Raw genomic sequence first — 25935 nt, 5'->3', positions numbered from 1 at the left:
CTCTATCTGTTTTCCGTGGATAAGAATAAGACCATGTTCCCAGCTAAAAATAGAAAGGACTTCTCTAATGATCGAGAGAGATTTTCAGAGACAATTGTTTGATAAGGAACTAAGGGTTTTAGAACAGGCGTTATTCGACATTGCTGACGGTAAGTATGAGGGAAATGAGTTTCTAACAGATTATAAGTTGATTGTAGCAAATTACGAAAAGCTGCTAACCTTTACACGTCGAATTTTTAAAATTAGCGATATTCAGGCCCACAATCTTTTACAAAGAGAAAATGAAATCAAGAACATTTTAAATAACGCTGGTCAAGGTTTTCTCACTTTTGGGCAGGATCTGATTATTAATAGAGAGTACAGTGTAGAATGCGAGAAAATATTTGGCTTTAAAATTAGCCGACTGAATATACTTGATTTACTTAGAAGCGAAGACGAAGAACAAAATGCTCTTTTTGCAGAGGTTTTCAGAACAGTCTTAGAATCCACAGAACATGAGATATTACACCAAACCATTAGTAAACTGCCTAAAGTTATAAAAAGAGAAGACCAATATCTTTCTATCGAACTGAAACCAATTCCCCCAAGCTATGAAGATGACAATCTTCTATGTATGTTGATACTTACTGATGTTACAGAGAAGCATAAGGCCCAGGAACAAGTTGCTTTTTTGAGTTTCCATGATAAACTTACGTCCTTGTACAATCGGGCCTATATTGATACCTGGTTGGAAGAGCTTCAAATGGAGGATACCTTCCCCTTGAGTGTTATCATGGCTGATTTAAATGGCCTAAAATTATCTAATGATGTATTTGGGCATATTCAGGGGGATGAACTTTTAATACGCCTGGCAAAAGTACTGCTGCAATGTACTAGGAAAACTGATATAGTGGCTCGTTGGGGAGGGGATGAATTTTTAATCCTATTACCCAGTACAGATAGTCAGGCTTGTGAAAAAGTGGCAGAACGAATAATTGCCAGCTGTAATCAGCAGGAGGGATTACCGACTGAGCTTAGTGTTTCATTAGGTATGGCGACTCAGAAAAAATTCACAAAGAATATTTCGGATTTATTCCGTGTGGCTGAAAATAGAATGTACAGTGACAAATTGTTAAAAAGCAAGAATGTACGTAATCGACTGATTCTAAGTGTAGAAAGAGAACTGCATAAAAGGTTTTTCGAAGACCCGGGGCATGTTGAGAGGGTTGGATATTTGGCCTTTAATTTGGCGAAGGCAGCTAAATTGAGCCCGGGGTCACTTGATCTGGATAATTTAAACTTGATGACAAGGCTTCATGATATAGGTAAGGTTGGCATTCCCAAAGAGATTTTAGGTAAGGATACCGAATTGACCAATCAAGAGTGGGAAATCATGCAGAGGCATAGCGAAATTGGCTTTCGTATGGCCCAATCTATCGACGAATTAGTTGTCGCGAAAGCAATCTTGGCTCTCCGTGAACACTGGGATGGATCCGGGTATCCGCGTGGATTAAAAGGGGATCAAATACCGGTGCTTTCACGACTGGTTGCGATAGTGGATGCCTATGATGTAATGACCCATTGTCGGCCATATCGACCAGCCAAGTCTAAAGAAGAAGCTATCCAGGAGTTAAAACAAGGAAGCGGGAAACAATTTGATCCCTCACTAATAGATCTTTTTATTAGTGAGTTAACGAAACCAGCTAAAGGGGTTAGCTGATGAACTTAGCCCTACAGGTATAAGTCAGGAATACGCCTAGTTTGTCTTTGTACCAATGCTTATTTCTGATTCAGAGCAGATTCAGTCTTAGCGACATAACGTTCTGCTGCTTCACGCATGGCTAATATCTCATTTTCCGTAAGATCTCTTACTACTCTTGCCGGAACTCCCATCAGCATTACCCGGGGAGGATAAGTCTTATTGCCGGGAACAAGGGTTCCGGCAGCAACAGATGTTTCCTCATTGAGAACAGCACCATCAAGAACAATGGCTCCCATGCCAACCAGAGATCCTTTGCGGATCGTGCAGCCGTGGAGAATGGCTGAATGACCGATTGTAACATAGTCCTCAATGGTTACGGGTTGATTTTTACTGACGTGAATGGCAACTAAATCCTGGATATTGGAACATTTGCCAATGCTGATTTTCGACAGGTCACCTCGAATGACGGAGTTATACCAAACACTGGATCGCTCACCAATATGGACATCTCCGATCACTTTACAGCCCTCAGCAAGATAGACATTGTCAGCTATTTGAGGTTTTTTTTGATCTTCTATCATGTATTCCTTCCTCCAGTCAAAACGCAGATATTCAAAGTTCGGTTAAGTACTGCTATTGTTAATGAAATACCCTTGGACAGCGGATTTTAAAAATTTTAGCTGGGCGATAGGAAAAAACACTCTAATTATAAATCGACACGAACTAAAATGCTAGGCACTTTGTAAGCATACAAAGATAAGAGTCTAAGTAAGTGTGATTTATCTCACACATGAACTTGGCTTCTAATCACAGTGTTTCTATAGAAATTACTATAAACTAACCTTAGTCAACGAGAGTTAAACAAAAAATTTAAATAAAAAACTTTTTAGGGGGAACAAATATGAGTATGTTTTGTTATCAGTGTCAGGAAACAGCAAAGGGAACCGGTTGTACAATTAAAGGAGTCTGCGGGAAAACTGAGAATGTTGCTAACTTACAAGATCTTTTGATTTACACCTTGAAAGGAATAGCCCTTTATGCTGTTCAAGCCAGAGAAATTAATCTTGTCCGACCGGATATTGATAAATTCATCATGGAAAGCCTCTTTAGCACTATTACCAATGCAAACTTTGATAAAAGTCGTTTTGTAGAACGAATCCAAGAGGGTCTTGCCTTACGTGATGGACTAAAACAAGAGATTATCAAAGCCGGTGGTACTATTCCGGCGAATCTGCACGATGCGGCAACTTGGACTGAGGAGGCAGATCAATTTGAGACCAAGGCTGCAGTAATTGGAATTTTAGCAACGGCAAATGAAGACCTTCGATCACTCCGCGAGTTGCTTACCTATGGACTAAAAGGGATGGCCGCCTATGCTGAGCATGCCTATACACTCGAGTATCAAGAGACTGGTATTTTTGCTTTCATTGAAAAAGCCTTGGCAGCTACCCTTGATGATACACTTGAAGCTGGTGACCTAGTGGCCCTCGTCTTAGAAGCTGGAAAATTCGGTGTCGATGTCATGGCTCTCTTAGATAAAGCCAATACAACCACTTACGGAAATCCTGAGCTCACAAAAGTCAATATCGGAGTCAGAAACAACCCAGCTATCCTCATTAGCGGCCATGACTTGAAGGACCTCGAAGAATTACTGATACAAACGGAAGGAACCGGAGTTGACGTTTATACCCATGGAGAAATGCTCCCAGCCCATTACTATCCGGCCTTTAAGAAGTATGATCACTTTGTAGGCAATTACGGAAATGCCTGGTATAAGCAAGACAAAGAATTTGACTCTTTTAACGGACCGGTCTTCTTGACTACCAACTGTCTTGTTCCTCCGAAGGAATCTTACAAGGATCGAGTCTATACTACCGGAGTTGTGGGATTTGAAGGAGTTAAGCATATCCCTGATCGTGCTGAAGGAAAGGCCAAAGATTTTTCAGCTTTGATTGCCCATGCCAAGAGCTGTCCGTCACCAACAGAAATTGAAACCGGAGAAATTGTTGGAGGATTTGCCCACAATCAAGTAATGGCTCTGGCAGATAAAGTTGTCGATGCAGTAAAATCCGGAGCTATTAAGCGGTTTTTCGTTATGGCTGGTTGTGACGGACGCATGAAGAGCAGAGACTACTATACGGATTTTGCTAAGGCCCTGCCTCAAGACACTGTAATCCTAACAGCAGGATGTGCGAAATATAAATACAATAAATTAAACCTTGGTGACATCGGAGGTATTCCAAGAGTACTTGATGCCGGACAATGTAATGACTCTTACTCTTTAGCAGTAATTGCCTTAAAACTAAAAGAAGTATTTGGCCTCGACGATGTCAACAAACTACCAATTTCCTATAACATTGCCTGGTATGAGCAAAAAGCTGTCATAGTGCTGTTAGCTTTACTCTACTTAGGTGTAAAGAACATTCACCTAGGACCAACCCTGCCTGGTTTCTTGTCTCCGAATGTGGTTAAAGTTTTGGTAGAAAACTTTGGCATAGCAGGAATCTCCAGCGTTGAAGAGGATGTTAAGATGTTTATGGCTTAAGAAGAATTTAATCCTTCAGATAACAGCCCCCTCTACAGAATGATATGCTCCCTGTCAAGTTACTACAAGGGGAGCATATCAGAATCGGTAAGGGGCTGTTTTTTTGTGTCTTTTTAGGGGCCTCAATCGGTTAAAATTTGCAAAAAGAATATGAAAAGTTAGCATATTGCTAAAAGTTTAGACTTTGACACTTTTTATATGGTATTAATAAAGGAAAATACAAATAGACGTCGAAAATATTCAATTACATTTAAATAGGGCTTGCTAAACCAACCTCTTTTTTGTCAGTTAGGTACTCCCCTGTCGGGGAAGTCAGGCCAAATGGTGCATTGATGCACCATTTGATTTAACTCCATGTGTAGGGCTTTTGACCCCAAAGGCTGGTTTTTCATTCGCATATTTATTAAGACACTACCCGTAACCCTTGTGAAGTCTGGATTTTTCGATAAAATAGCAAGCCCTAAATAGGAATCAGAAACTAAGGAGTGTTTTCATGTCAGAAACGCCTTATCCAATTAAAGATTGGGAGCAGGCCATTAAACAGGTTAAATCCGTAGTTGCTGCTCGCATTAATACTAATAGTCAAGGGATAATTGAAGAGGTACATGTTCTTGCCGGGGCGGGACGAGCACCTAAGCAGATTGTTCGGGATGTTGAATCGATTTTGGCAGCTCAATTTGATTTGCAAATTGATCATAAGAAAATAAGTGTTGCCCAAGTAGAAGAGGATGAAGAAGGGACTTCAGTTGTAGAAGTTTCAGCCCGGCCTAAATTGGTAGGGGTAACCCTTAGAACTGTTAACGGGATGGCAGAAGTGAAAGTGGAATTGCTAAAGGGAGATAAGTTAATTGAAGGGCTGGCTGAAGGTCCTTCTTCAGCTCATAATAAATTGCGGTTGTTTGTTGAGGCTACATTAAAGGCCTTAGAGCCGCTCACTTTAGGGAAACTTTTATTTGTCACTGAGGATGTAGGGATAACCCAACTTGCCAAACAACAGATTGCGCTGGTTTCAATAACTTTAATTGCTTCTACGGGCGAACAATCCCTTACAGGGTGTGCCTTAGTTAAAAATGATGATCGGGAAGCCGTCGTTAAGGCAACTCTTGACGCTGTTAATCGAAAGCTGAGGTTTCTCAGCAGCAATTAATTTACTAATTTTGGCCGACCAACTTAACAATTAGATCCTAGAGTACATCTGTTTTATTTCACTATAGCGAAGCGAAAAAACAGCGGAACGGAAAGGGAGCGAAGCGGTAATACTGTCCTTTTGATAAAAAAATCAAGGAGGTTTACCGATATGAGCAAATTATTCAAAGCAATCTCTGTTCTTGTTACTCTCGTACTCGCCGGTGGCGCAACTTTCAGATGGTAGAACGTGTTAGATAGTTAAATACAAAGTAGCATTGTTCTTCTCTGAAGAGCGGCTACGGATCTAGATAGTTAAGTTGGCGGCTGAAATATATTTGAGGTGGGTCGTGGAAAGTTCATCAAAAGAATTTAAACTGTTTTTTGCAATAATAACCTTGTCTGCCTCAATCAGTTTAATATGGAATATCTACCATACGAATTGGACCATGGAACAATTATTAAATCTTTTGATCTTTGGCATTTTAGCCATCTCATGTGAGTCTTTACCTGTTGCTTTGCCCAAAGGAGGGTATGTAACTGTCAGCTATTCTATATTTCTATCATCACTTATTTTATTCCCGTTAGGAGTCACATTGACTGCAATGGCTTTATCCGGGTTACTGATTTTTGGGAAAGTTGCCGTTGAGCAGCCATTATACAAAAGGGTTTTTAATGCATCCCAATACGTTATATCCCTGACCGTCGCCTATACTGCTATATATTTTTTTAAAATAACTTCGTTCCAATTTGACTTTAAATCAATCCTAATTTATATTCTAGCAGCACTTATCTATATGATAATGAATATGACAATTGTTGCGCTTGTTCTTGGGTTTATATCTAATAAATCCCCTTTGGCTGTATGGGTAGTTAACTTTCGTTGGGCCTTGCCTAATTTTATGGCACTCGTTCCTCTAGGATTTTTGTTAGCTCTGCTCTATAAGAACTGGGGCCCCTTGGGACTTTTTTTACTCTTTATTCCCTTATTGATTTCTCGCCATGCCTTTCAACTCTATATTGACATGAGGGAAAATTATCTGGATACAGTCGAAGCTTTAGTACAAGCTTTAGAGGCCAAAGACAAATATACCAGTGGACACTCTGCGAGAGTTGGGAAGCTTGCAGTTGCTATCGGAGAGGCAATCAAAATGAGCGAGGAAAAAATTGAGTTTCTTAAATACGCTGCAGTGTTGCATGATGTCGGCAAAATAGGCGTTAGCGAAATGATCTTAAATAAAGAAGGGAAACTTATTGATACTGAGTGGGAAGCAATTCGTAGTCATCCTGTGATTGGGCAAACAATTATTAAAGGCATTAAATTCTTATTTGATATAGGTCAAGTTGTACGTCATCATCACGAGCGTTTCGATGGCCAAGGTTATCCTGATGGGGTTCAGGGTGAGGAGATTCCCTTGGAATCACGGATCATTGCAGTTGCTGATACCTATGATGCGATTACTTCGGATCGAAGTTACCGCAAAGGAAGTACGCATTCTGAAGCAATAGCCGAATTAAAACGAGTTGCCGGAACTCAGCTGGATCCCAAACTTGTAGAGATCTTCTGTGTTGTGGTTACAAATGAAGTAGCCCTGGAAGTTCATGCAGAGCATGTGCAACCGGCTTTATCCTAGTCTAAGAGGTGAAATATGCTAATCGAAACTTTAATTATTGCGTTGTTATTCAGTTTGTTTAGCGGGGGGAAACTTAGTCGGTTAGGTCAGCTTGCTCTACGAGAATCTTGGCTGGTTCCGGTTGCCCTGATAATTCAAAGTGGTCTCTACTGGGTTGCTGTTAAAGAAATTGGGCTTGCTTCTAATTGGCTCACTCAACTTCTTGGAACAGGATCCTATTTTTTATTGCTGTTTTTCACATGGCGAAATAGAGCATGTCCGGGCATGCGCTGGATTGCTCTGGGGATTTTTTTAAACACTATCGTAATTGGTTTGAATGGAGGGGTAATGCCGGTGGATCCCTCGTTTCTTCCGGCAGAAAGTCGCAAAGCTTTACTGGAAGGGCAGGGGACTCATGGACTGATGACTGCGACGACACACCTGAGTTTTTTGGCGGATCGCCTTTATCTGTCCATTATAGGAATAGGCAAACAAGTTTTTAGTCTGGGAGATCTGCTCGTTGATTTAGGGATTTTTCTGCTGGTATTTAAAACTATGGTGAGAAAGCAAGACAAATCTACCCCCAAAGCACACAATTCTACAACTGCTTAAACTTGAGCAGTTGTAGAATTGTTCAGTAAATCCCGAATAACCTCTCCGGCAATAAGGAGACCCACAACAGACGGGACAAAAGATATGCTTCCAGGAATCTGACGTTTCACAGCACAGGGGGCATCTCCACCCGGGCAGATACAATTTGTTGAACAATCTTCATCGGAAGTGAAGGGGGTTAATGGCAGGTCAGGACTAAATACAACTTTTACCCCTTTGGTGATACCTTCTTTACGCAGAAGTTTACGCATAGCTTTAGCCAGGGGGTCCCCACTTGTCTTAGAGAGGTCGGCAACTCTATAGTTCTCGGCGGTAAGGCGATTACCGGCCCCCATACTGGAAATGAAAGGTATACCGCGAAGTAAACATTCTTTGGCCAAACTAACTTTACTCGATACAGTATCAATGGCATCAACGACGTAGCTTAGATTGCTATCCAGAAAACGGTCGGCATCTGTCACTGAATAGAACTCTTTAAAAGCTTCTACCTTGGCAGATGGATTAATCTCTTGAATCCGTCGTTTCATGACCTCCACTTTGGCCTCTCCAACTGTAGAATGGAGGGCATGTAGTTGTCGGTTAATATTTGTCAGACATATATCATCAAAGTCAACCAGAATTAAGTGACCAATTCCGGCACGGGCCAAGGCCTCGACTGTAAAAGAGCCAACGCCACCAATCCCAAATATCATCACACTGCTTTGCTGCAGCTTTTCTTGACCGGAAGGGCCAATAAGAAGCTCTGTTCTAGAGAATTTGTGTTGCATATTTCCACCACTTTTCAAATAATTACCCTTAGAGTTTATCATAACCTTTCTAATATAAAAATACAGGGATGGTCTGAAAACTTGGCTCTCTTAATTTAAAGGGGTTAATGCGATTCAAATAAGCGGTCTGTTTTCACTGGCACTAAAAAGTAAAGTGAAAGAGACCGCTTTTGCTCTGTTGTTTTTATAGAAGTAAATGTGGGAGATGTGAAACGAGATGTGCCAGTCTGGCAAGTTTTTGCAAGTTTTAGGGCAACCACTGTCAAACGGCGGAATTTTAGATTTTTGGGCGCTTGGTAAAGCTAGTATGAAGTAATCGATGAGCTTTCTCTCCGTAAGGTTCGCCGATATAATCTCTATATAACTTGAGAACCGCAGGGTTTTCATGGGACTTGCGCAAAGGTTTGGAGCGATCTTCTTGGTAAATGGCATTAGCACGGGCTTCCAGGATTGCTAGGTTTCCATGATGATAGGGTTGTCCTCCGCCCCCGATACAACCTCCGGGGCAAGCCATTATCTCGATAGCATCATAATGACTTTCCCCTGATTGAATCTTCTCAAGAATGGTTCGGGCATTGCCCAGGCCATGAGTAACCGCAATGCGGAAGTCACGCTCCCCGATGGGAATAATGGCTTCCTTAATTCCGTCCATCCCTCGAAGAGGCTCGAATTCCACATTTTCTAAGGGTTTTCCCGTTAACCATTCATAAGCCGTTCTTAAAGCTGCTTCAATAACCCCTCCGGTTGTTCCGAAAACCACGGCAGCACCGGTGGATTCCCCTAAAGGATGATCAAAATCTTCTTCCTTAAGATGATCAAAATGAATTCCAGCTTCCCGGATCATTCGGGAAAGTTCCCGGGTTGTGATGACAATATCCACATCCGGAGTGACAGGGTCTTGGCCCAGCTCCGGACGAGCTGCTTCGTATTTTTTAGCAATACAAGGCATAATTGAAACTACGGTGATTTTCTGAGGATCAATACCATAAGTCTCAGCGTAATAGCTTTTAGATAAGACTCCTAACATTTGATGCGGAGATTTGCAGGTTGAGGGGATGTCCAATAAATCCGGAAATTGATGTTCAAAAAATTTCACCCAAGCAGGGCAACAACTTGTCAGAATGGGTAGGCGTCCGCCGTGTTCAATACGATGAATAAGCTCCGTAGCTTCTTCCATAATTGTCACATCTGCTCCAAATTCAGTATCAAAAACCCGGTCAAAGCCCAGCCGGCGAAGTGCAGCAACCATCCTTCCAGTGACAATGGTTCCCGGTTCCAGACCGAAGCCTTCTCCAAGGGCGACCCGGACTGCAGGGGCTGTTTCAACGATGACATAACGAGTTGGATCGTTAAGGGCCTTCCAGACTTTATCCACTTGATCGAGTTCCATTAAGGCACCGGTGGGGCAGACAGCTACACATTGTCCGCAAAACGTGCAAGACGTTTCGTGTTGAGGCAGATCAAAGGCGGTTTTAACAACTGTTTCAAAACCCCGGCCCACCGCAGAGTAGACTCCTACAGTTTGAACGTCGTTGCACATTGTTTCACAGCGTCGACAGCGAATACATTTGTTGGGGTCTCGAATAATCGCCAGACTGGATTTATCAATCGGAAATTCGGATTCTTCCCCCTCATAAGTAATATTTCGGACTCCTAGATCAGCTGCCAGAGCCTGAAGGTCACAATCCAGATTTTTAGGACAAGTTAAACATGATTTAGGGTGATCTGAGAGCAGGAGTTCCACCATAGTTCTTCTACCCAGTACAGCACGCTGAGTATCTGTCTTAACCACCATACCGTCAAATACAGGAGTAGAACAGGCTGGCGCAAGATTTCGCCGGCCTTCAACTTCGACAACACAGACTCGGCAGGAAGCAATATGATTATTTAGTCTCATCTCATGAAGATTGAGATAGCATAAGGTTGGAATATCAATGTTTATAGTTCTGGCTGCATCTAAGATGGACATTCCTGCCGGAACAGTAAGCGGTATGTCATTGATTGTAAGTTGTATATCCATGACAGAGTCCTCCTTTGGGGGTAACTTATTGGTGTACAATGGCACCAAAGCGGCACTTTTCCATACATACACCGCACTTGAGACAACGCTCTTCGTCGATGATGTGAGGTTCCTTGACGGAACCGCTAATACAATTAGCCGGACAATGTTTGGTGCAAAGAGTACAACCCTTGCATTTATCAGTAATCTTGTATTTGACTAAACTCTTACAGACTCCAGCCGGACAGGATTTATCAACTATATGAGCCAGGTATTCGTCTCTAAAATACTCTATCGTAGAAAGAATGGGGTTAGGAGCACTTTGGCCGAGTCCACAAAGAGAGGTGTCCTTGATAATCTTGCTAAGTTGCTCTAAACTATCTAAATCATCTAAAGTTCCTTTGCCCTCCGTTATTTTAGTCAGAATTTCGTGAAGACGTTTTGTACCTACTCTGCAGGCTGTACATCGACCGCAAGACTCGTCCACAGTGAATTCTAGGAAAAACTTGGCGATATTGACCATGCAATCGCTATCATCCATAACAATTAATCCCCCGGAGCCCATCATAGAGCCAATGGAGATTAAGGACTCGTAGTCGATCGGAGTGTCTAAATACTTGGTTGGGATACATCCACCGGAAGGCCCCCCGGTTTGCGCTGCTTTGAAACTCTTATGATTCTTGATTCCTCCGCCAGTATCGAAAATTATTTGACGGAGGGTGGTTCCCATTGGGACTTCAACCAGTCCAACATTGTTAACTTTTCCAGCTAGGGCAAATACCTTAGTTCCCTTGCTTTTTTCCGTGCCAATCCCTGCAAACCAGTCCGAACCTCTTAAAATAATAGGAGGGATATTAGCAAAGGTCTCTACATTGTTCACACAAGTTGGCTTACCCCACAGACCTTCTTGAGCTGGGAAGGGGGGTTTGACAGAAGGTTCTCCGCGCGCACCTTCGATGGAATGAATCAAGGCAGTTTCTTCTCCGCATACAAAAGCCCCGGCTCCATATTTAATGTCCACATCAAAACTGAAATCACTGCCTAATATCTTTTCCCCCAGCAAGCCATACTCTCTGGCTTGGTTAATGGCAATTTCTAAGCGGTGAATGGCCAGGGGGTATTCCGCCCGGATGTAGATAAAGCCATGAGTTGCCCCAATGGCTGAGCCGGCAATAAGCATGGCCTCTAAGACGCTATGAGGATCCCCCTCCAGGATAGATCGGTCCATGAAGGCACCCGGATCCCCTTCGTCGGCATTACAAATAATATAGCGTTGAGCAGCTTCCCCTTGACTGGTTAATTCCCACTTCACCCCGGTAGGGAAGCCGCCGCCTCCCCGCCCCCGGAGGCCGCTTTTTTTGATTTCTTCAATGACTGAAGCAGGAGACATGTTGAAAAGGACTTTAGCTAAGGCCTGATATCCATCGGCGGCTATATATTCTCGAATGTCCTCAGGAGCAATATAACTGCAATTGCGCAGGGCAATGCGGAGCTGACTGTGATAAAAAGGGAAATCTGAGGCTAAACGCTGTTCCGAGCTGGGGTCAACATAGAGAAGACGTTCCACTTGTTTCCCTTGAATGAAGTGTTCCTCAACAATATCAGCAACATCTGTGGTGGAAACTTGGACATACATAATATTGTCAGGATGGATTTCAAGAATGGGGCCTTTTTCGCAGAAGCCAAAACACCCTGTCTGCAGCACTTCTACTTGATCAGATAACCCTCGCTGATTGAGCGCCTCTTTAAGTAAAGCTGCAATTTCCGGGCTTTCCGAAGCATGGCAGCCGGTTCCTCCACAAACCATAATGTGTCGAGGTTTTCCTAGGGCCTCAAGGGTTGTTAGGGGGCTGGAAATACGCCGATTTTTAAGAAGAGCAAGGCTTTGAGTTTTCAATTCATTAAGTTCTGCAGTGTCTTTGAGTTTCATTTGGATCCCTTCCTTTTACCATTCCAAGAATTGCACCTCGCTCAAATATTACTATTTGTACCTTTGGCCTCTTCAGGCGTCCCTTCAGGGCGATATTTTGCAAGGGCTTGTTTTATGTCTGCAGTAGTTTCTAATCGTCCATGGACTTTTCCATCCACTGTCATGACAGGAGCAAGGCCACAGGCCCCAATACATCGTACCGAATCCAAAGAGAAAAGCTGATCTTCAGTGGTCTGTCCGGTTTTAATCCCTAACTGGCTTTCAACTTCCTTTTGCAACTTTTCAGATCCTCGGACAAAGCAAGCTGTCCCCATACAAACATTCGCCACATGTTTTCCCCGGGGCTTCATAGTAAAGAAGGAATAAAAACTCACAACGCCATAAATTTTAGCCGAGGGGAGATCCAACTTCTGAGCAATGTGCCATTGAACTTTATCTGGTAAGTAACCGAAAATTTGTTGAGCTCTATGTAGTATTAGAATAAGGTTTTCTTTTTTATAGGGAATGCTGTCAATATAGTCATCCAATTGTTGATAGGGATCCTTAAGTAATGGGTTGTTACACATGAGTGTCCTCCTTAATAAAGGTAAATAGACTGGTTAATCTGATTCATTGGGGGTAGAACTTTATTTATAGTTCCCCATTTTCCAAGATTTACGTATAGGCTAAGCATTAATTATGAAGTTTTATTTGCCCGGAGGTTGGCGCAATTCCTGCACATCCAACGAGCCAGGGAACGCAACGAGTGTGAACGGGCAATTAGCCCTTACTTTTACCAAGACCCTAAAATCCAGACAAAAAAACTGCTCGCCCGTCTTAGAGAGAGAAAGACAGCTTCCTCTCCTAGAAAAGGTCTTGACGTTAACGTAAACTGGTGTCAGAATATTTATAATATTACTTACCTAATTAATTATGAAAGGAGTGCAATTATTTGGTTGGTCAGCCCCTCGTGAGTATTTCTAGTTTGGCTCAAGAACTATGTATTACCCCCAGAACTATTCGTTATTACGAGGAAATGGGTTTGCTCACTCCACTACACCTTGAAAAGATGAGCCAGCGCTTATATGGCCCTCGGGAAAGGGCCCGCTTAATCCTAATTCTGCGAGGTAAAAGGTTAGGCTTTTCTCTTGCAGAAATTAAGGAAATGATCGATCTCTATGACATTGATCGTACAGAAGGGCTCCAGCTGGAACGTGCAGTAGCTTACGGAGAAAAGCGGCTCCGAGAGCTTGACGAAAAGATCCAAGAGCTAACTCTCTTGAAAGCGGAATTATTAGACTATCAGCAACAATTTACTGACTTACTTAAGAAACGTAAGAACAAAAATGCAAACACTGCCTTGGAAGACTAACAGACAGTCACTAATTTATGAGCTGATCGACCTATCAACGGGAAAGGTAGCTGTGTAAAATCTGTCCAAAAGGGGAGGATATTCGAATGTTTGATTTTCTCTTGACTGAAGCCCAGAAAGAACTACAAAATGAGGCTATAGCCTTCGTTAAAGAAAAAGTTCCCAAGCAGTTGATTCTGGATATGGATGAAGAAAAAGTCGTCTACCCAGTAGAATACCTAAAGGATCTGGGCCGGGCTAATCTCTTAGGCTTGCGTTTTTCCCCGGAGTATGGCGGCCGTGGCCTAAATTGGGTTGACGAAATTGGAGTATTAGAAGAAATCGGGATTCTAGGAACAAGCCTTGCGTGCCTTTATTCCCTCCCGTCTATTGTCGGAGAGGCTCTAGCTCGTTTTGGTTCGGAAGACTTAAAGCAGCGCTATCTAAAGCCAACCTTAGAAGGGAAAATCTATACTGCCGAAGCCCTGACAGAACCTCGAGGGGGATCAGACTTCTTTGGAGCTACTACTGTGGCTGTGCGTCATGGCGAAGACTTCATTCTCAACGGGCAAAAGCGGTTTGTAGTGGGTGCGGAAGGTGCAGATTATTTCATGGTTTATGCCAAGACCAACCCTGAGGGAAAATCCCACGAAAGCATGAGTGCTTTCATCGTTGACCGTGGCCCTGGGGTAGAGGTAGGGCATGTCTATGGACTAATGGGAACAAGGGGTGGGGGAGCGGGGAGAGTTGTCTTTAAAGATGTTCGAATTCCCGGTAAGAATCTCTTAGGCCAAGAAAACCGAGCCGCTGAGATCTTCTATCAAATGATGATTCCAGAAAGAATGACAAGTGCGGCGGGGGCTTTAGGAATGGCAAGAGCCGCACTTCAAGTAGCAACGGCATATAGTACTAAGCGTAAGGCCTTTAACCATACAATCAAAGATTTTCAAGCAGTGAGTTTTAAGGTCGCGGATTCAATAACTCGCTTGGATGCTGCTCGTGCTTTAGTTTACACTACAGCCAGAGCTATTGACTCTGGAGTTCCTGCAGCTCAGGGCAGACGCTTAGTTTCAGAGGCCAAAAAATTTGCAACAAACACAGCTTGGGATGTGGTCAACAATGCTATGCAAATAATGGGGGGGATAGGTTATACAAATGTATTTCCCATAGAAAGGTTATTACGGGATATACGGCTAATCATGATATGGACAGGAACTAATGAAGTTATGGATTTGATCATTCAACATGAATATTATAAAGAATTAAAAACAGAATTATTGAATCATCGGCTCATTGAAGAGGATGCCCTAAATGCCCATTTAAGTGAAGAAAAGGTTTATGAGTAAGCTTAAGCTTTTAACATAACAAAAACACAAAAAAGACTCTGGCTAAATATTGGCTAGAGCCTTTTTCTCTGAAAAGAGAACTACAAGCAATTAAGTTTATCGCTGCTGATTTGACAACCTATGTGAAGCTTACTCTATAACGCCATTGTCAAAGCTGTGACTGGAGTGTTTAGGGTGGAGACTTATGCTAACCAACATTTTCCTTGATCAACTGGTACTATATTCTAAAATAGATTAAAATAAGTTGGAAAGAACCTTAATTTGTCGATAAAGTTATTGTAGGTGAAAGAAATGATCAAGAAAAATAATACTCGGAGTGCAAATCTGACTCTGGGGGGTATTACTCTAGGCTTCTTCGTAAGTTATCCCTTTTATCTTCAAGGGAGCGTTATTGGAGGACTTATCTCAAGTGGCTGCAGTGCAGGGATGATTGGAGGGCTTGCTGATTGGTTTGCTGTAACAGCTCTTTTTCGGCGACCGTTGGGTATTCGCCCCAGTAGGATTTTGCGGACTGAGATTATTCCTCAGAACCGAGAACGTATTTTTGCAGCTTTGGCAGATATGGTACAAAATGAATTAATCTCACAGGAGCTGCTTAAACGTAAACTCTCGGCCTGGGATTTTTCCGGCGTATTACTGCGTGTTTTTCAGGAGCAGGAAGTTCAAGCAAAGATGAGTAATATGCTGGTTAATTTGCTGCAAGCTATCCGGAACCGGGAGAATCAAGAAGAACTTAGAGGACAAATTAAAGAATTGCTTAACGATAACCTAAGAGATTTAAATCTTTCCCAAACCCTGGCCGAGGTTATTGAGTTTTCAATGGAACACCGAGATATGGATAATGTTTTGCAGGCTATTTGCCATACAATCTCCGGTATCATAGATCAACCGGCGGTTCAAGATGCCCTGAAAGACATGATTGAAGCGGCCTTAAAAAGGTACGAAGATAATAACTCAACAAGAAAAATGATCGGCATGTTTCTGCCATCCTCAGCTGAGCTTGCCCAAGGTTTGCAGGCAAAGGTTAAAGTGACTTTAGAGGATGGGACAGTGCAAAAGTGGCTTAGGGATTTAATACTTAAATTTGCTTTGGAACTTAAAACTAAGACTTTACTTCAAGAACGAGTTGATGGCTTGATTTTTGCAGCCTTAGATTCGGGGTTGAAAACCTTGGAGATAAATAATGTTTTTGCTGGCTCCATAGAAACAGGCTATTTAAACCACAATTGGCCCAGACTTCTGGAAAAATATAAACAAAATAGTGATCTGAGAGGGAGGGTTAATCAAGAAGTCAAGAGCTTCCTTGATAAACAGATTAATAACCATCATAATGCCATCGGGCGCATTGTTCGTGAAGGCTTAGACCCTTTGACCGATGACAAGCTAGTTGAGTTGATTGAGGATAAAGCAGGCAACGACCTGCAAATGATCAGGATTAATGGCTCAGTTGTGGGTGGTTTAGCGGGAATGTTGATTTACATACTTGGGATGGTGTTACGATAATGAATTATCACAAAAAGGCTAATCTCACTTTAGCAACGGTTTTTATACTCTTTATTGGTGCAGCGGTAATACAACACTACAATCCCAATGACTTAAAGATCAGGCTAGTGAATTTTGTTTTAGAAGCAGCATTGGTAGGGGGAATCGCAGATTGGTTTGCGGTGACAGCGATTTTCCAAAAGCCCCTGGGCTGGGGTTTTCACACAGCTCTTATTCCTCGGAACCGAGAAAAAGTTATCGAAGCGGTTGCTTCCATGGTTCAATCTGAGCTTTTGCGAATGGATCTTATTCGTCAGAGGATTGAAAAGGTTCCCGTTATGGATTCCCTTATTAAATACCTTGATCGGAAAGGTGGTTCTGAATATCTAGCGGAGAAGCTGGCACCCTATCTTCAGGGATATTTAGAGAAACAAGCTCCCAACCAATTAGCAAAAAGGCTTTCAGACTTTTTACAAGCTAATTCTCAGGCCTGGAACTTAGCCGTGAGGCTGCAGGCTGGAAGCCGATGGGCATTAAATAAAGGATATATTGATCAAGGCCTGGATCAGATAGCAGAAGGATTATGGGATAAAGCCTCTCAAATGGAAACACGGCAAATTATTATTAAATACCTTGAAAAAATAAAACAAGAGAAAGTAAGCAACGGAGGAGCAATATTTCGTACTTTGTTAGGCTTTGTTGAAAAGTCAGACGGTTTAAACCTGGATGAAGCTGCTGACGCTTTGCAGGTTGAGTTGCTTTTGACCTTACGCAGATTAAAAGATCATAATAATCCTTTGCGTCTCAGTTTAAAGGACAAGCTGGTGGAAGAAGTGGAGTTGTTGATCGAGGATCCGGAATTTTGCACTTGGATGGATACTTGGAAAGAATCAGTATTAGCTGACCCATTGACAGAGCGCTTCTTGGAAACTGTGATTAGTACAGCCATAAAGTCTGCAATTACGCCATCGAAAACCATGGAGCCAACTGTGCTGGAGCACTTGCTTAAGCATTATATGGAGAAAATCTGGCATAACCTTAAAAACGATCAAGCTTTTTGCCAGGAGGCCAATTCCTTTCTCGTGGATATCCTTTGTCGAGTGATTTACAATGAACATGATGTCATCGGAAACATGGTGAGGGAGACGTTAGCAGAGTACACGGATCAGGATCTCAATCAGTTTGTCCAAGATAAAGCCGGGAACGACCTGCAATGGATTCGGATCAATGGTTCAATGATCGGTGGCTTTGTAGGGCTTAGCTTATTTCTATTCTTAGAGTTTATCTATAATCCCTTCGTCATGCCTGCATTGATGAATTATATACCAAAAATCTATTAGGCAACTAAGATAGATACGTTGCCCACTCCTTTGTTCGCTAGATAATTAACCTCCGGCCTCCGGCTTCTGACCTCTGTTCTAGTAGGTATACAGGATTCTTAGGAAGAAAGTATTGTAATTGGTTTGACCTTTATGCTAGAATACCTATCATAAGGTTGTGCACAACCAAAAATAAGATATCTGGAAGTTAGGCAAAGCAATGGCGCTTTGAGATACTCGTAAAGAGTACTCTCAAAGCGCCTTTAGTTTTGACGAGGGTAAGGGCCTGTTTCTTAAGCCTAGATTAAGTCGGGTTGCCTTATGCAATCGAAATGTATGGGTCTTTCTAAGATTTTTTCTGGAAAAATAAGTGGGACTAAGAATATGCCTATGGGAGGGCATGGTGTAACTAGTTTTCTATTAAGGAGGAATAATTATGGATACGGGAGATACAGCCTTTATACTAGTATCCTCAGCTATGGTTTTGCTGATGACCCCTGGTTTGGCGCTTTTCTATGGAGGTATGGTTCGTAAAAAGAATGTTCTTGGGACATTTATGCATAGTTGGATTACTATCGGACTTATTTCGCTGCAATGGATTTTAATAGGGTTCACCTTAGCTTTTGGAACTGATCAACATGGTTTAATTGGAGGGCTAGATTGGTTGGGTTTAAATGGAGTTGGAATGGATCCTAATCCAGACTATGCTGCCACTCTTCCTGCAATTGTCTTTATGGGATTTCAAATGATGTTTGCTGTAATAACCCCTGCTTTAATTAGCGGCTCAATTGCGGAACGGATGCGTTTTCCAGCATTTATATTATTTATTCTTTTATGGGCAACCTTTGTTTATGATCCAGTAGCACACTGGGTTTGGGGTATTGGCGGGTTCTTAAGAAATCTTGGAGCACTTGATTTCGCAGGAGGAAATGTGGTTCATATTAGCTCAGGATACTCAGCCTTAATTGCTGCCTTAGTCCTTGGAAAGCGTAAAGGCCTGGGTAAAGAATCCATGGCACCCCATCACCTGCCAATGACTGTTTTAGGTGCTGGGCTCCTGTGGTTTGGCTGGTTTGGCTTTAATGCCGGGAGTGCCTTGGGTGCAAATGGGTTAGCAGGTATGGTCTTTGTTAATACGAATACAGCCGCCGCTGCAGCTGCAGTCGCGTGGGCCTTAGTAGAACGAATGCATAGGGGAAAAACCACGATGCTTGGTGTAGCCAGTGGAGCTATTAGCGGTTTAGTTGCTATTACTCCGGCTTGCGGATTCGTAACCCCCCTCGCCTCTATAGTAATAGGTTTAATTGGCGGTTTAGTTTGTTACATTGCTATCAGTATACTCAAAGCAAAATTCGGCTATGATGACGCGCTTGATGCTTTTGGATGTCATGGAATCGGAGGCACCTGGGGAGCTCTGGCAACAGGACTCTTTGCGACGAAAACAATCAATTCCGCCGGCGCTGATGGACTGCTTTACGGAAATCCTGCCCAGTTAGGAATCCAAGCGACAAGTGTTTTAGTGACAGTGGTGTTTGCTATCGCGGCTACATTCATAATCTTAAAAGTTATTGGTCTGGTAACCAAGCTACGGGTAAATGAAGAACAAGAGGCCAATGGCTTAGATTTATCACTACACGGAGAAACTGCTTATTCAGAGTTTATTTAACTTCTAGATTAGGAACCACCTAAGTGCTTGATTAAAAGCAAAATAAATCAGTGGAGGATTTATTATGAAAAAGATTGAGGCTATTATCCGACCCGGAAAATTAGACAATGTTAAGGATGCGTTAGGGTCTAATGGAGTCAATGGTTTAACTGTGACTCAAGTAATCGGATGTGGAAAACAAAAAGGGAATACCCAGGTTTATCGGGGAGTGGAGTATACAATTCACCTCATTCCAAAGGTGAAGATCGAAGTTGTTGTTCGTGATACAGATGTTGATAAGGTCATTGAAATAATTACAAAAATAGCCCGAACTGGAGAGATTGGCGATGGTAAAATCTTTGTATCCTCAGTAGAAAATGTCTATACAATAAGAACAGGAGCGAGTGGAGACAACGCTTTATAATTCTTAATGAACAAGAAGGGGATATTATCAGAGTTCAAAGGTATCCTGAAAATAATTGGAGCAAAAATGATTCTCAGCTGTAAAGATCGTTCTCATTATGGGAACGGTCTTATTTTATATTTAATCTGGAGATTCCCGCTTTAAGTGGGAGGGGAGGACAACTTTAGTAAAATAAGTTTGCTAAAAATTTAAAAAGAAAATAACTGAACTATATCCAATACATGTTAACAATTGGAAAAGTAATTCGTATATTGTAGAAAGAATGAAAGGGGGATTTAAAATGGCATTCGGAACTGGCGGAAGTGGCGGACTTGGAGCTGGCATTGCGGTTGTAGTTGTTATTATTTTGCTCCTCATCGCAATGGGAATTGTATTTTAGCCCCACACTTATATCTATCACGATTTTAATCTTCATTGCTTTAGGAGTTATCTTCTAAGTTATCTAAAGGACGGTGCTTCCTGATGATTAGGAGGCACCGGTTTTTGTTATCCCCTTTGTAAGCTGAAATTAATAAATAAGGAGGGTGAAGAATGTCAATCAGAGGATTTAAGCTGTTTGATAATCCTAATGCTTTGAACCTTAGGCAATCTATGGGACAAAGCCCATTGCCCATGAGAGGCCTGGAGCGCTTTATGCAGAAAAGAGGAATGACTTTCCCAAACTCAAACTACCCAGGCCCTAATCTGCCAGGAGAGATCAGGGGTCAATTGAAGGATCTTAAGGTGCAGGAACCAACTGAAAAACAGGGAGGAATTAAAGAGTTCCTTAGTCGATTTACTCGTAAAAAAAGTTAATAGTGAAAGTAGACCGTAATACAAAAAGTTCCCCCTCAATTTGGGAGAACTTTTTGTATTACCTGCCCGTCTTAGAGTATGAGCTAGAGCTATTCATGTATTAACTATTTAGGATTTTTTTAGCAAACTCATCTTGGAAATCAGTAATGAAAGGAATCCCTGTTTCAATTTCCGTCTCGCGGTTAGCAGAGGAAATATCCGTTCGAGCGATTTGACTGAGTGAGAACTTGCGTGCTCCGGCCATGAATTGCTGGAGACCACCGGCTAGTTTATCCGCTAATGTCCAGACTGCAATGGCACCATAAGGTATGTTCTTCATGGCATCTGCACCAATTTTGTTTTGAATATCATAGTAGCCCGCAAAAATTTCTTCAGCTTTCGAACCGTGTTCCAACACAGTCTTTGGCAGGCTATCCCAGTTGCCATTTAACAGGTCTTTACGTTCGGGATGAAGGGCACCCTCAATGTTTGCACCAACAAATGCTGGGATCATGACCCCTCTACCCATACAGACTAATTTCGTAAAAGGTGCCCCCAAAGCTAGGGCCTTAAAGATATGATCCTCTCTGGCTAAACCGCCGGCAAAGGCCATATCGACAACTTTGTGGCCTTTAGCTGCGAGAATACTGGCGTATTCATAAGCTTTTGCGTGGAGAAGGATGGAAGGAACCCCCCAAGTCTCCATCATGTTCCATGGGCTCATGCCAGTACCGCCGCCGGAGCCGTCAATAGTTAACAAATCAAGTTGAGCGTCAGTCGCCAATTTGATAGAGGCAGCCAAAGCTTCCATCCCATAAGAACCTGTCTTGAGAGAGATTCGTTTGTAGCCTAGACTTCTGAGATAATCTACGGATTTCATGAAATCGGCCCGAACCTCATCATAATTGGAAAGATCGGTATAGCCCAGGCGGCTGTGGCGTGCGAAAGACTTAAGGGCACCATTTTTAAAAGCTTCTTGCACCTCAGGCTTAGTTGGATCGGGATCAACCACATAACCCCTATTTTTTAAGAACAGAGCGTAGTCTAGGCTGGTTACCTGAATTTCTCCGCCAATGTCTTTTGCTCCTTGTCCCCATTTTAGCTCCAGGATAACATCGTTCCCATATTTATTAATAATATATTCAGCAACTCCATTGCGAGTATCTTCAACATTCATTTGAACAATGATAGCTCCATACCCATCGTAATAATTGAGATAGGTTTGAATTCGACGGTCTAATTCAGGTGCTTTGATAATTTTCCCGTTTTCCAGTACAGACTCTTTATCAACCCCGACAACGTTTTCACCGACGACTATCGGGAACCCGACTAAGGCAGCACCGATAGCAAAGGAATCCCAGTACTTAGCCGCAATGAAGGTTGAGCCTAAAGCTCCGGTCATAATAGGTACTCTAACCTTCGTCTTAACTTGGGCACCAAATTCTGTTTCAGTAGTTACATTCGGGAAAATGCAATCATCGGCACTCTTTGTCAAAGAGCCTGGTAAACCATATGCCCCATAATTAAAGCCTTGAATACGAAGGGAATTATAATTTACGCCGATATGGGTCGTGTTCGAACTACCGGCAGTTACTGTACCAAAATCCCGCGGGTACAACATTTTTCTGCCTTTGAGACTTGACATCCAGTTTTCACATTTTCCTTGGCAATCGGCTCGACATAGAGTACATAGTCCTGATTCACTTGGATTTCCTCGATTTGCAGTTCCTAAAACATCATTAGATTTACGCCATTGTAACATCTGATAATGCCCTCCTTAAAATTTTTATTAATTCCTTCTAATGATACCTTTATTGGCACCTGAATAAAAATACCTTTTTGCCATGTATACTGAATACATGGTAAAAAGGTATTTGTGTGGAAGAATTTTTACAATAGCTACTAGTCGACTTTCTCTACCAGAAGGAGAGGAAGCGCAGTTGCCATCACAAACACATAAAACATAATCTCGATAGTAATCAAGGCGCGTGCTGTCAGATTGTTGGGCTGAATGTCCCCTAAAGTTCCGGTAGCAATTGTTGTCGAACTAAAATATAAGAAAGAGAAATACTGTAAGCATAAGTCATCTCCGACCTTTCCCTCAAAACTCGAAGGCAAATATCTGTAGAGAAGAAGGTATTCGGAGGTGAAAAGTAGTATAACTCCCACCAGTGCTATAGCAATCGGTGTAAATAGATTATTATAGGAGGGTCGAGATTCTTTTACGGCCTTTGTAATTGCATAATAGGCTGCTGCCAAAGCAAAGATTGAATATCCAATCAGACTGATCTTTAAAAGAGTTCCCTCATAAGGATTATGGTGATTTTTCTTTTCCTTCTTTCCTTCGATAAAAAGGCTTAAAAAGAATGCGACCGCAGCCCCACCAAAAGCAGGTGTTAACAATTCCCAATATCCTGGCGTAAACCTAGGTGTCGGACGGAGAAGCGGTGCACAAACAGTCGGAGAACTATGGGTGCCTGAAGGCTTATAAATTCGTGAATTGGGGTTTAATGGATAGGGCATAAAATAGGGCGGATTTTGCGGAGGCTGGGTTTTTGATTGAGCCACTTCTGATTCGACCGCCTTTCTAAAGTATACTCCATTATATTCCTTAGAAAGAAGATGGTTAAGGATGGAATACGTAGTTAAAATATATTTATATCAATAACAAAAAGAAGGATTAAAGTGGATTAAAGAGAATTATAAAATTAAATGTAAAATAATTACGTTATTAGTGACAGGAGATAGCAATGGTACAGATTACTAGAGTACAAAGAAATCTCGTTTTCACAGAACATCAAGAAGAGTTCTCTAAGTATAAAGTTATTTCAAATTTTTCCCGTCTGAGAATTTTAGCAACGGTGCTACTCGTTTTAGACATACTGTTTTTTTTTACAGATTATAGTAATTATAAAGAGGGCCTTTGGATTAGCACTCCCGGCTATGAGTGGTTGTTTTATTCGCATGTTGCATTAGGATTAGGGATGATAATAATTTCAGGACTATACTGGCGAACTAACCTAAATTCGGTAGAGGATGTCCGTCCTGTCCATAACACTTATGAGATCTTATTTGCGGTCTTTTGCTTAGTTATCTCTGCAGTGATCACTGGATGGATTGATCAAATGCTCCACGGACAACTAACGGTTTATATTATTGTCTGCTTCATAGTAGCTGTCTTTTTCAATTTGAGTCCAAAAGTTAGCTTTTTGGTTTATTTTCTATCCTATATAATTGTCATTCTGGGAATACAAAGATATCAGCCTAATTCTCTGATACTAAATGGGCATTACCTTAATACTTTGCTCCTGATATTTGTTTCGTGGGTCTTATCACTGACCCTTTATAATGCTAAGGTTAAGGATTTTCTACATAAAAACCACCTTGAAAGATTGGTTAAAGAACGCACGAAAGAGATGGAAAACACTAATCAACGACTAATGCTAGAAATGGCAGAACGCAAGCAAATTGAGAGTAAGATTTTCCGGTTAGCTTCCATTGTAGAGTCCACGGAAGACGGCATTATAGGAATGGATCTTGACGGAGTGATTATCGATTGGAACAGAGGTGCTGGGTGTATTTATGGGTACTCTGAGGAAGAAATAGTGGGTCAGTCAGTTAGGAAACTTTTCCCCCCAGATAACAAGTCCGAGTTAGATAATATTTTGCTAACCATCTCTCAAGGGAAGGCAGTTTCACATTATGAGAGTATTCGGCAAAGGAAAGATGGATCAATTATTAATGTCTATTTAACTGTATCCCCGATTAAGGACGATCAACAAAGGATAATTGGAGCATCAACAATTGTCAAAGACGTTACTGCTCAAAAAAAGATAGAAAAAGAAATGACACGAATGGACCAGATGAGTCTGGTTGGTGAAATGGCCGCAAGTATTGGCCACGAAATTAGAAATCCCATGACAACAGTAAGAGGGTTTTTACAACTTCTGGGCGAGGATGGCAATTCTTCAAAATACAGTAACTATATTCCGCTCATGATTAGTGAACTTGATCGGGCCAATCAAATTATCTCTGAGTTTCTATCTATCAGTCGATCAAAAGTAACCGAGGTGGCAGTACATAATCTTAATAATATTATTAAAAGCATCCTTCCTCTTGTTCAAGTAGATGCGATCAGAAACGATAAGGGGGTAATAACTGAACTAGAGGAGATTCCAGATCTAATATTAGATGAAAAAGAGATGCGCCAGATGATCCTTAACTTAGCGCGAAATGGACTTGAAGCCATGGATCACGGTGGGGTGCTCAGCATAAAGACACTTATGAGTAATAGCGAAGTTATCTTGTCTATCCAAGATCAAGGGACAGGTATCAAGCCTGAAATAATGGATAAGTTAGGAACGCCTTTTTACACTACGAAAGAAACAGGTACAGGATTAGGCCTAGCAGTTTGTTATGGAATTGCTGCTCGTCATAATGCCATGATCACGATACAAACGTGTCCGACTGGATCGACATTCTTTGTAAGGTTTACAGTACCTATATCTAATAACTAAGAATAATTAAATAACTCAATGAAGGCTTGAACGATAATAGGATCAAATTGAGATCCCTTTCCTTTGAGTAATTCCTCTAACGCATAATCGATGGTTCGACTGGGCCGATAGGAACGCTGTGAAGTTATTGCATCAACTGCATCCGCGACCGTTATAATTCGCGCCAAAAAAGGAATTGTTTCTCCTCTTAAAGCATCTGGATAACCTGTTCCATCGAATCGCTCGTGATGATGGCGAATAAGGGGGAGAAAATCACGAGCAAAACTAAGTGTAGAACAAATGGTTTCTCCCATTTCAGGATGTGAACGCATTATTTCCCATTCTTTATTATTTAGTTTGCCAGGTTTATTTAAGATTGAATCGGGTATTCCGATTTTACCAATATCATGTAATTGGGCTGCCCGCCAAACAGTTTGTTGTTCAGGCACTGAAAGTTTAAGGGCCTGTGCTAGCTGCAGAGCATAGTTTGCAACTCGCTCAGAATGACCTCGTGTATATGTATCCTTAGACTCCAAGGCCGAGGCTAAGCTGAATATTACATTTTGAGATTCGTCTAAAGCTTGCAGAGACTCTTCAAGACGATTATTAGTTACAATAAGGTCGTTATTGTATTCTTCTACCTCTTTAGTTTTTTGTTGAATTGTTTTTTGGCTAATAAAATCTTGAATCTTCATTTTATATAATGTATAAGAAAGGAACCAAGCAAAAACCATTAAAATTGTACCATTAATGTAATTTCCTTTAAGGACGTCTAAATCCGTTTGCAAATAGCTAATCCCAATCATAAATAAGACCCATGCAATTGCAAAGGTGATTAGACTTATCA

General features: G+C 41.8%; 21 protein-coding genes. 13 read left to right on the top strand and 8 right to left on the bottom strand.

The window, feature by feature from the left end; all coding sequences use genetic code 11:
• Window positions 1–67: 67 nt before the first annotated feature.
• On the top strand, window positions 68–1699 hold the full coding sequence (locus DESMER_RS21045; protein WP_014905086.1) for a diguanylate cyclase domain-containing protein: 1632 nt from the start codon (window positions 68–70) through the stop codon (window positions 1697–1699).
• 59 nt (window positions 1700–1758) lie between these two features.
• Here DESMER_RS21045 and DESMER_RS21040 read toward each other — a convergent pair whose 3' ends face one another.
• Window positions 1759–2262, bottom strand: coding sequence for a gamma carbonic anhydrase family protein (locus tag DESMER_RS21040; RefSeq protein ID WP_014905085.1), 504 nt, complete (start codon window positions 2260–2262; stop codon window positions 1759–1761).
• A gap of 320 nt (window positions 2263–2582) precedes the next feature.
• Here DESMER_RS21040 and hcp point away from each other — a divergent pair, with 320 nt between their 5' ends.
• The 4 genes from hcp to DESMER_RS21020 all read left to right on the top strand — a co-directional run bounded on the left by hcp (window position 2583) and on the right by DESMER_RS21020 (window position 7576).
• The gene (gene hcp, locus DESMER_RS21035) at window positions 2583–4226 is read left to right on the top strand and encodes a hydroxylamine reductase (RefSeq protein ID WP_014905084.1); all 1644 of its coding nucleotides are present in this window, start codon (window positions 2583–2585) and stop codon (window positions 4224–4226) included.
• Window positions 4227–4719: 493 nt separating this feature from the next.
• Window positions 4720–5373 (top strand): hypothetical protein, encoded by a 654-nt coding sequence (locus tag DESMER_RS21030; protein WP_014905083.1) that lies wholly within the window; start codon window positions 4720–4722, stop codon window positions 5371–5373.
• Between the two features lie 328 nt (window positions 5374–5701).
• Complete coding sequence (locus DESMER_RS21025; protein WP_014905082.1) at window positions 5702–6985, top strand: HD-GYP domain-containing protein; 1284 nt, start codon at window positions 5702–5704, stop codon at window positions 6983–6985.
• 15 nt (window positions 6986–7000) lie between these two features.
• Complete coding sequence (locus tag DESMER_RS21020) at window positions 7001–7576, top strand: DUF5317 domain-containing protein (protein WP_014905081.1); 576 nt, start codon at window positions 7001–7003, stop codon at window positions 7574–7576.
• On the opposite strand, the gene DESMER_RS21015 is transcribed toward DESMER_RS21020, so the two are convergent.
• From DESMER_RS21015 to DESMER_RS21000, 4 genes are all read right to left on the bottom strand, one after another.
• Complete coding sequence (locus DESMER_RS21015; protein WP_042334080.1) at window positions 7573–8343, bottom strand: tRNA threonylcarbamoyladenosine dehydratase; 771 nt, start codon at window positions 8341–8343, stop codon at window positions 7573–7575. The genes DESMER_RS21020 and DESMER_RS21015 overlap by 4 nt on opposite strands.
• Before the next feature lie 277 nt (window positions 8344–8620).
• Complete coding sequence (locus DESMER_RS21010; RefSeq protein ID WP_014905079.1) at window positions 8621–10363, bottom strand: NADH-dependent [FeFe] hydrogenase, group A6; 1743 nt, start codon at window positions 10361–10363, stop codon at window positions 8621–8623.
• A gap of 25 nt (window positions 10364–10388) precedes the next feature.
• Window positions 10389–12272, bottom strand: coding sequence for an NADH-quinone oxidoreductase subunit NuoF (locus tag DESMER_RS21005; protein ID WP_014905078.1), 1884 nt, complete (start codon window positions 12270–12272; stop codon window positions 10389–10391).
• Window positions 12273–12313: 41 nt separating this feature from the next.
• A complete protein-coding gene (locus tag DESMER_RS21000; RefSeq protein WP_014905077.1) occupies window positions 12314–12838 on the bottom strand; it encodes an NADH-quinone oxidoreductase subunit NuoE family protein in 525 nt (174 codons plus the stop codon).
• Between the two features lie 365 nt (window positions 12839–13203).
• Between DESMER_RS21000 and DESMER_RS20995 the strand changes: the two genes are divergently transcribed.
• From DESMER_RS20995 to DESMER_RS20965, 7 genes are all read left to right on the top strand, one after another.
• Window positions 13204–13623, top strand: coding sequence for a MerR family transcriptional regulator (locus tag DESMER_RS20995; protein ID WP_014905076.1), 420 nt, complete (start codon window positions 13204–13206; stop codon window positions 13621–13623).
• Between the two features lie 86 nt (window positions 13624–13709).
• Window positions 13710–14948, top strand: a complete 1239-nt coding sequence (locus DESMER_RS20990; protein ID WP_014905075.1) for an acyl-CoA dehydrogenase family protein — start codon at window positions 13710–13712, stop codon at window positions 14946–14948.
• A gap of 291 nt (window positions 14949–15239) precedes the next feature.
• Window positions 15240–16451: a DUF445 domain-containing protein gene (locus DESMER_RS20985; RefSeq protein WP_014905074.1), complete on the top strand. Its 1212-nt coding sequence runs from the start codon at window positions 15240–15242 to the stop codon at window positions 16449–16451.
• On the top strand, window positions 16451–17770 hold the full coding sequence (locus DESMER_RS20980; RefSeq protein ID WP_014905073.1) for a DUF445 domain-containing protein: 1320 nt from the start codon (window positions 16451–16453) through the stop codon (window positions 17768–17770). Before DESMER_RS20985 ends, DESMER_RS20980 begins: the two co-directional genes overlap by 1 nt.
• A gap of 415 nt (window positions 17771–18185) precedes the next feature.
• A complete protein-coding gene (locus DESMER_RS20975; RefSeq protein WP_014905072.1) occupies window positions 18186–19415 on the top strand; it encodes an ammonium transporter in 1230 nt (409 codons plus the stop codon).
• Between the two features lie 64 nt (window positions 19416–19479).
• Window positions 19480–19818 (top strand): P-II family nitrogen regulator, encoded by a 339-nt coding sequence (locus tag DESMER_RS20970; protein WP_014905071.1) that lies wholly within the window; start codon window positions 19480–19482, stop codon window positions 19816–19818.
• Window positions 19819–20349: 531 nt separating this feature from the next.
• Window positions 20350–20613, top strand: a complete 264-nt coding sequence (locus DESMER_RS20965) for a hypothetical protein (RefSeq protein WP_014905069.1) — start codon at window positions 20350–20352, stop codon at window positions 20611–20613.
• 100 nt (window positions 20614–20713) lie between these two features.
• On the opposite strand, the gene DESMER_RS20960 is transcribed toward DESMER_RS20965, so the two are convergent.
• Together DESMER_RS20960 and DESMER_RS20955 are read right to left on the bottom strand one after the other, a co-directional pair.
• On the bottom strand, window positions 20714–22354 hold the full coding sequence (locus DESMER_RS20960; protein WP_014905068.1) for a glutamate synthase-related protein: 1641 nt from the start codon (window positions 22352–22354) through the stop codon (window positions 20714–20716).
• Window positions 22355–22494: 140 nt separating this feature from the next.
• A complete protein-coding gene (locus tag DESMER_RS20955) occupies window positions 22495–23160 on the bottom strand; it encodes a potassium channel family protein (protein WP_014905067.1) in 666 nt (221 codons plus the stop codon).
• A gap of 182 nt (window positions 23161–23342) precedes the next feature.
• Between DESMER_RS20955 and DESMER_RS20950 the strand changes: the two genes are divergently transcribed.
• Window positions 23343–25109 (top strand): PAS domain S-box protein, encoded by a 1767-nt coding sequence (locus DESMER_RS20950; protein ID WP_014905066.1) that lies wholly within the window; start codon window positions 23343–23345, stop codon window positions 25107–25109.
• On the opposite strand, the gene DESMER_RS24595 is transcribed toward DESMER_RS20950, so the two are convergent.
• Entirely contained in the window at window positions 25106–25894 is a 789-nt protein-coding gene (locus DESMER_RS24595; RefSeq protein WP_242831018.1) for an HD-GYP domain-containing protein, read from the bottom strand. The two genes, DESMER_RS20950 and DESMER_RS24595, sit on opposite strands and share 4 nt — an antisense overlap.
• Window positions 25895–25935 lie beyond the last annotated feature (41 nt).

The organism is Desulfosporosinus meridiei DSM 13257, assembly GCF_000231385.2.
Classification (GTDB): Bacteria; Bacillota; Desulfitobacteriia; order Desulfitobacteriales; family Desulfitobacteriaceae; genus Desulfosporosinus; species Desulfosporosinus meridiei.
The sequence above is the reverse complement of the archived record's forward strand: the minus strand, read 5'-3'. Positions and strand labels throughout refer to the sequence as shown.

Bases quoted from the DNA above. Each gene is read 5' to 3' on its own strand.
- DESMER_RS20975 (WP_014905072.1), top strand. From the start codon at position 18,186: ATGGATACGGGAGATACAGCCTTTATACTAGTATCCTCAGCTATGGTT.
- DESMER_RS20980 (WP_014905073.1), top strand. From the start codon at position 16,451: ATGAATTATCACAAAAAGGCTAATCTCACTTTAGCAACGGTTTTTATA.
- DESMER_RS21030 (WP_014905083.1), top strand. From the start codon at position 4,720: ATGTCAGAAACGCCTTATCCAATTAAAGATTGGGAGCAGGCCATTAAA.
- DESMER_RS21000 (WP_014905077.1), bottom strand. From the start codon at position 12,838: ATGTGTAACAACCCATTACTTAAGGATCCCTATCAACAATTGGATGAC.
- DESMER_RS21040 (WP_014905085.1), bottom strand. From the start codon at position 2,262: ATGATAGAAGATCAAAAAAAACCTCAAATAGCTGACAATGTCTATCTT.
- DESMER_RS24595 (WP_242831018.1), bottom strand. From the start codon at position 25,894: ATGATTGGGATTAGCTATTTGCAAACGGATTTAGACGTCCTTAAAGGA.
- DESMER_RS20990 (WP_014905075.1), top strand. From the start codon at position 13,710: ATGTTTGATTTTCTCTTGACTGAAGCCCAGAAAGAACTACAAAATGAG.
- DESMER_RS21015 (WP_042334080.1), bottom strand. From the start codon at position 8,343: ATGCAACACAAATTCTCTAGAACAGAGCTTCTTATTGGCCCTTCCGGT.
- DESMER_RS21005 (WP_014905078.1), bottom strand. From the start codon at position 12,272: ATGAAACTCAAAGACACTGCAGAACTTAATGAATTGAAAACTCAAAGC.
- DESMER_RS21020 (WP_014905081.1), top strand. From the start codon at position 7,001: ATGCTAATCGAAACTTTAATTATTGCGTTGTTATTCAGTTTGTTTAGC.
- DESMER_RS20965 (WP_014905069.1), top strand. From the start codon at position 20,350: ATGTCAATCAGAGGATTTAAGCTGTTTGATAATCCTAATGCTTTGAAC.
- DESMER_RS20970 (WP_014905071.1), top strand. From the start codon at position 19,480: ATGAAAAAGATTGAGGCTATTATCCGACCCGGAAAATTAGACAATGTT.
- DESMER_RS21045 (WP_014905086.1), top strand. From the start codon at position 68: ATGATCGAGAGAGATTTTCAGAGACAATTGTTTGATAAGGAACTAAGG.
- DESMER_RS21010 (WP_014905079.1), bottom strand. From the start codon at position 10,363: ATGGATATACAACTTACAATCAATGACATACCGCTTACTGTTCCGGCA.
- DESMER_RS20960 (WP_014905068.1), bottom strand. From the start codon at position 22,354: ATGTTACAATGGCGTAAATCTAATGATGTTTTAGGAACTGCAAATCGA.
- DESMER_RS20950 (WP_014905066.1), top strand. From the start codon at position 23,343: ATGGTACAGATTACTAGAGTACAAAGAAATCTCGTTTTCACAGAACAT.
- hcp (WP_014905084.1), top strand. From the start codon at position 2,583: ATGAGTATGTTTTGTTATCAGTGTCAGGAAACAGCAAAGGGAACCGGT.
- DESMER_RS20985 (WP_014905074.1), top strand. From the start codon at position 15,240: ATGATCAAGAAAAATAATACTCGGAGTGCAAATCTGACTCTGGGGGGT.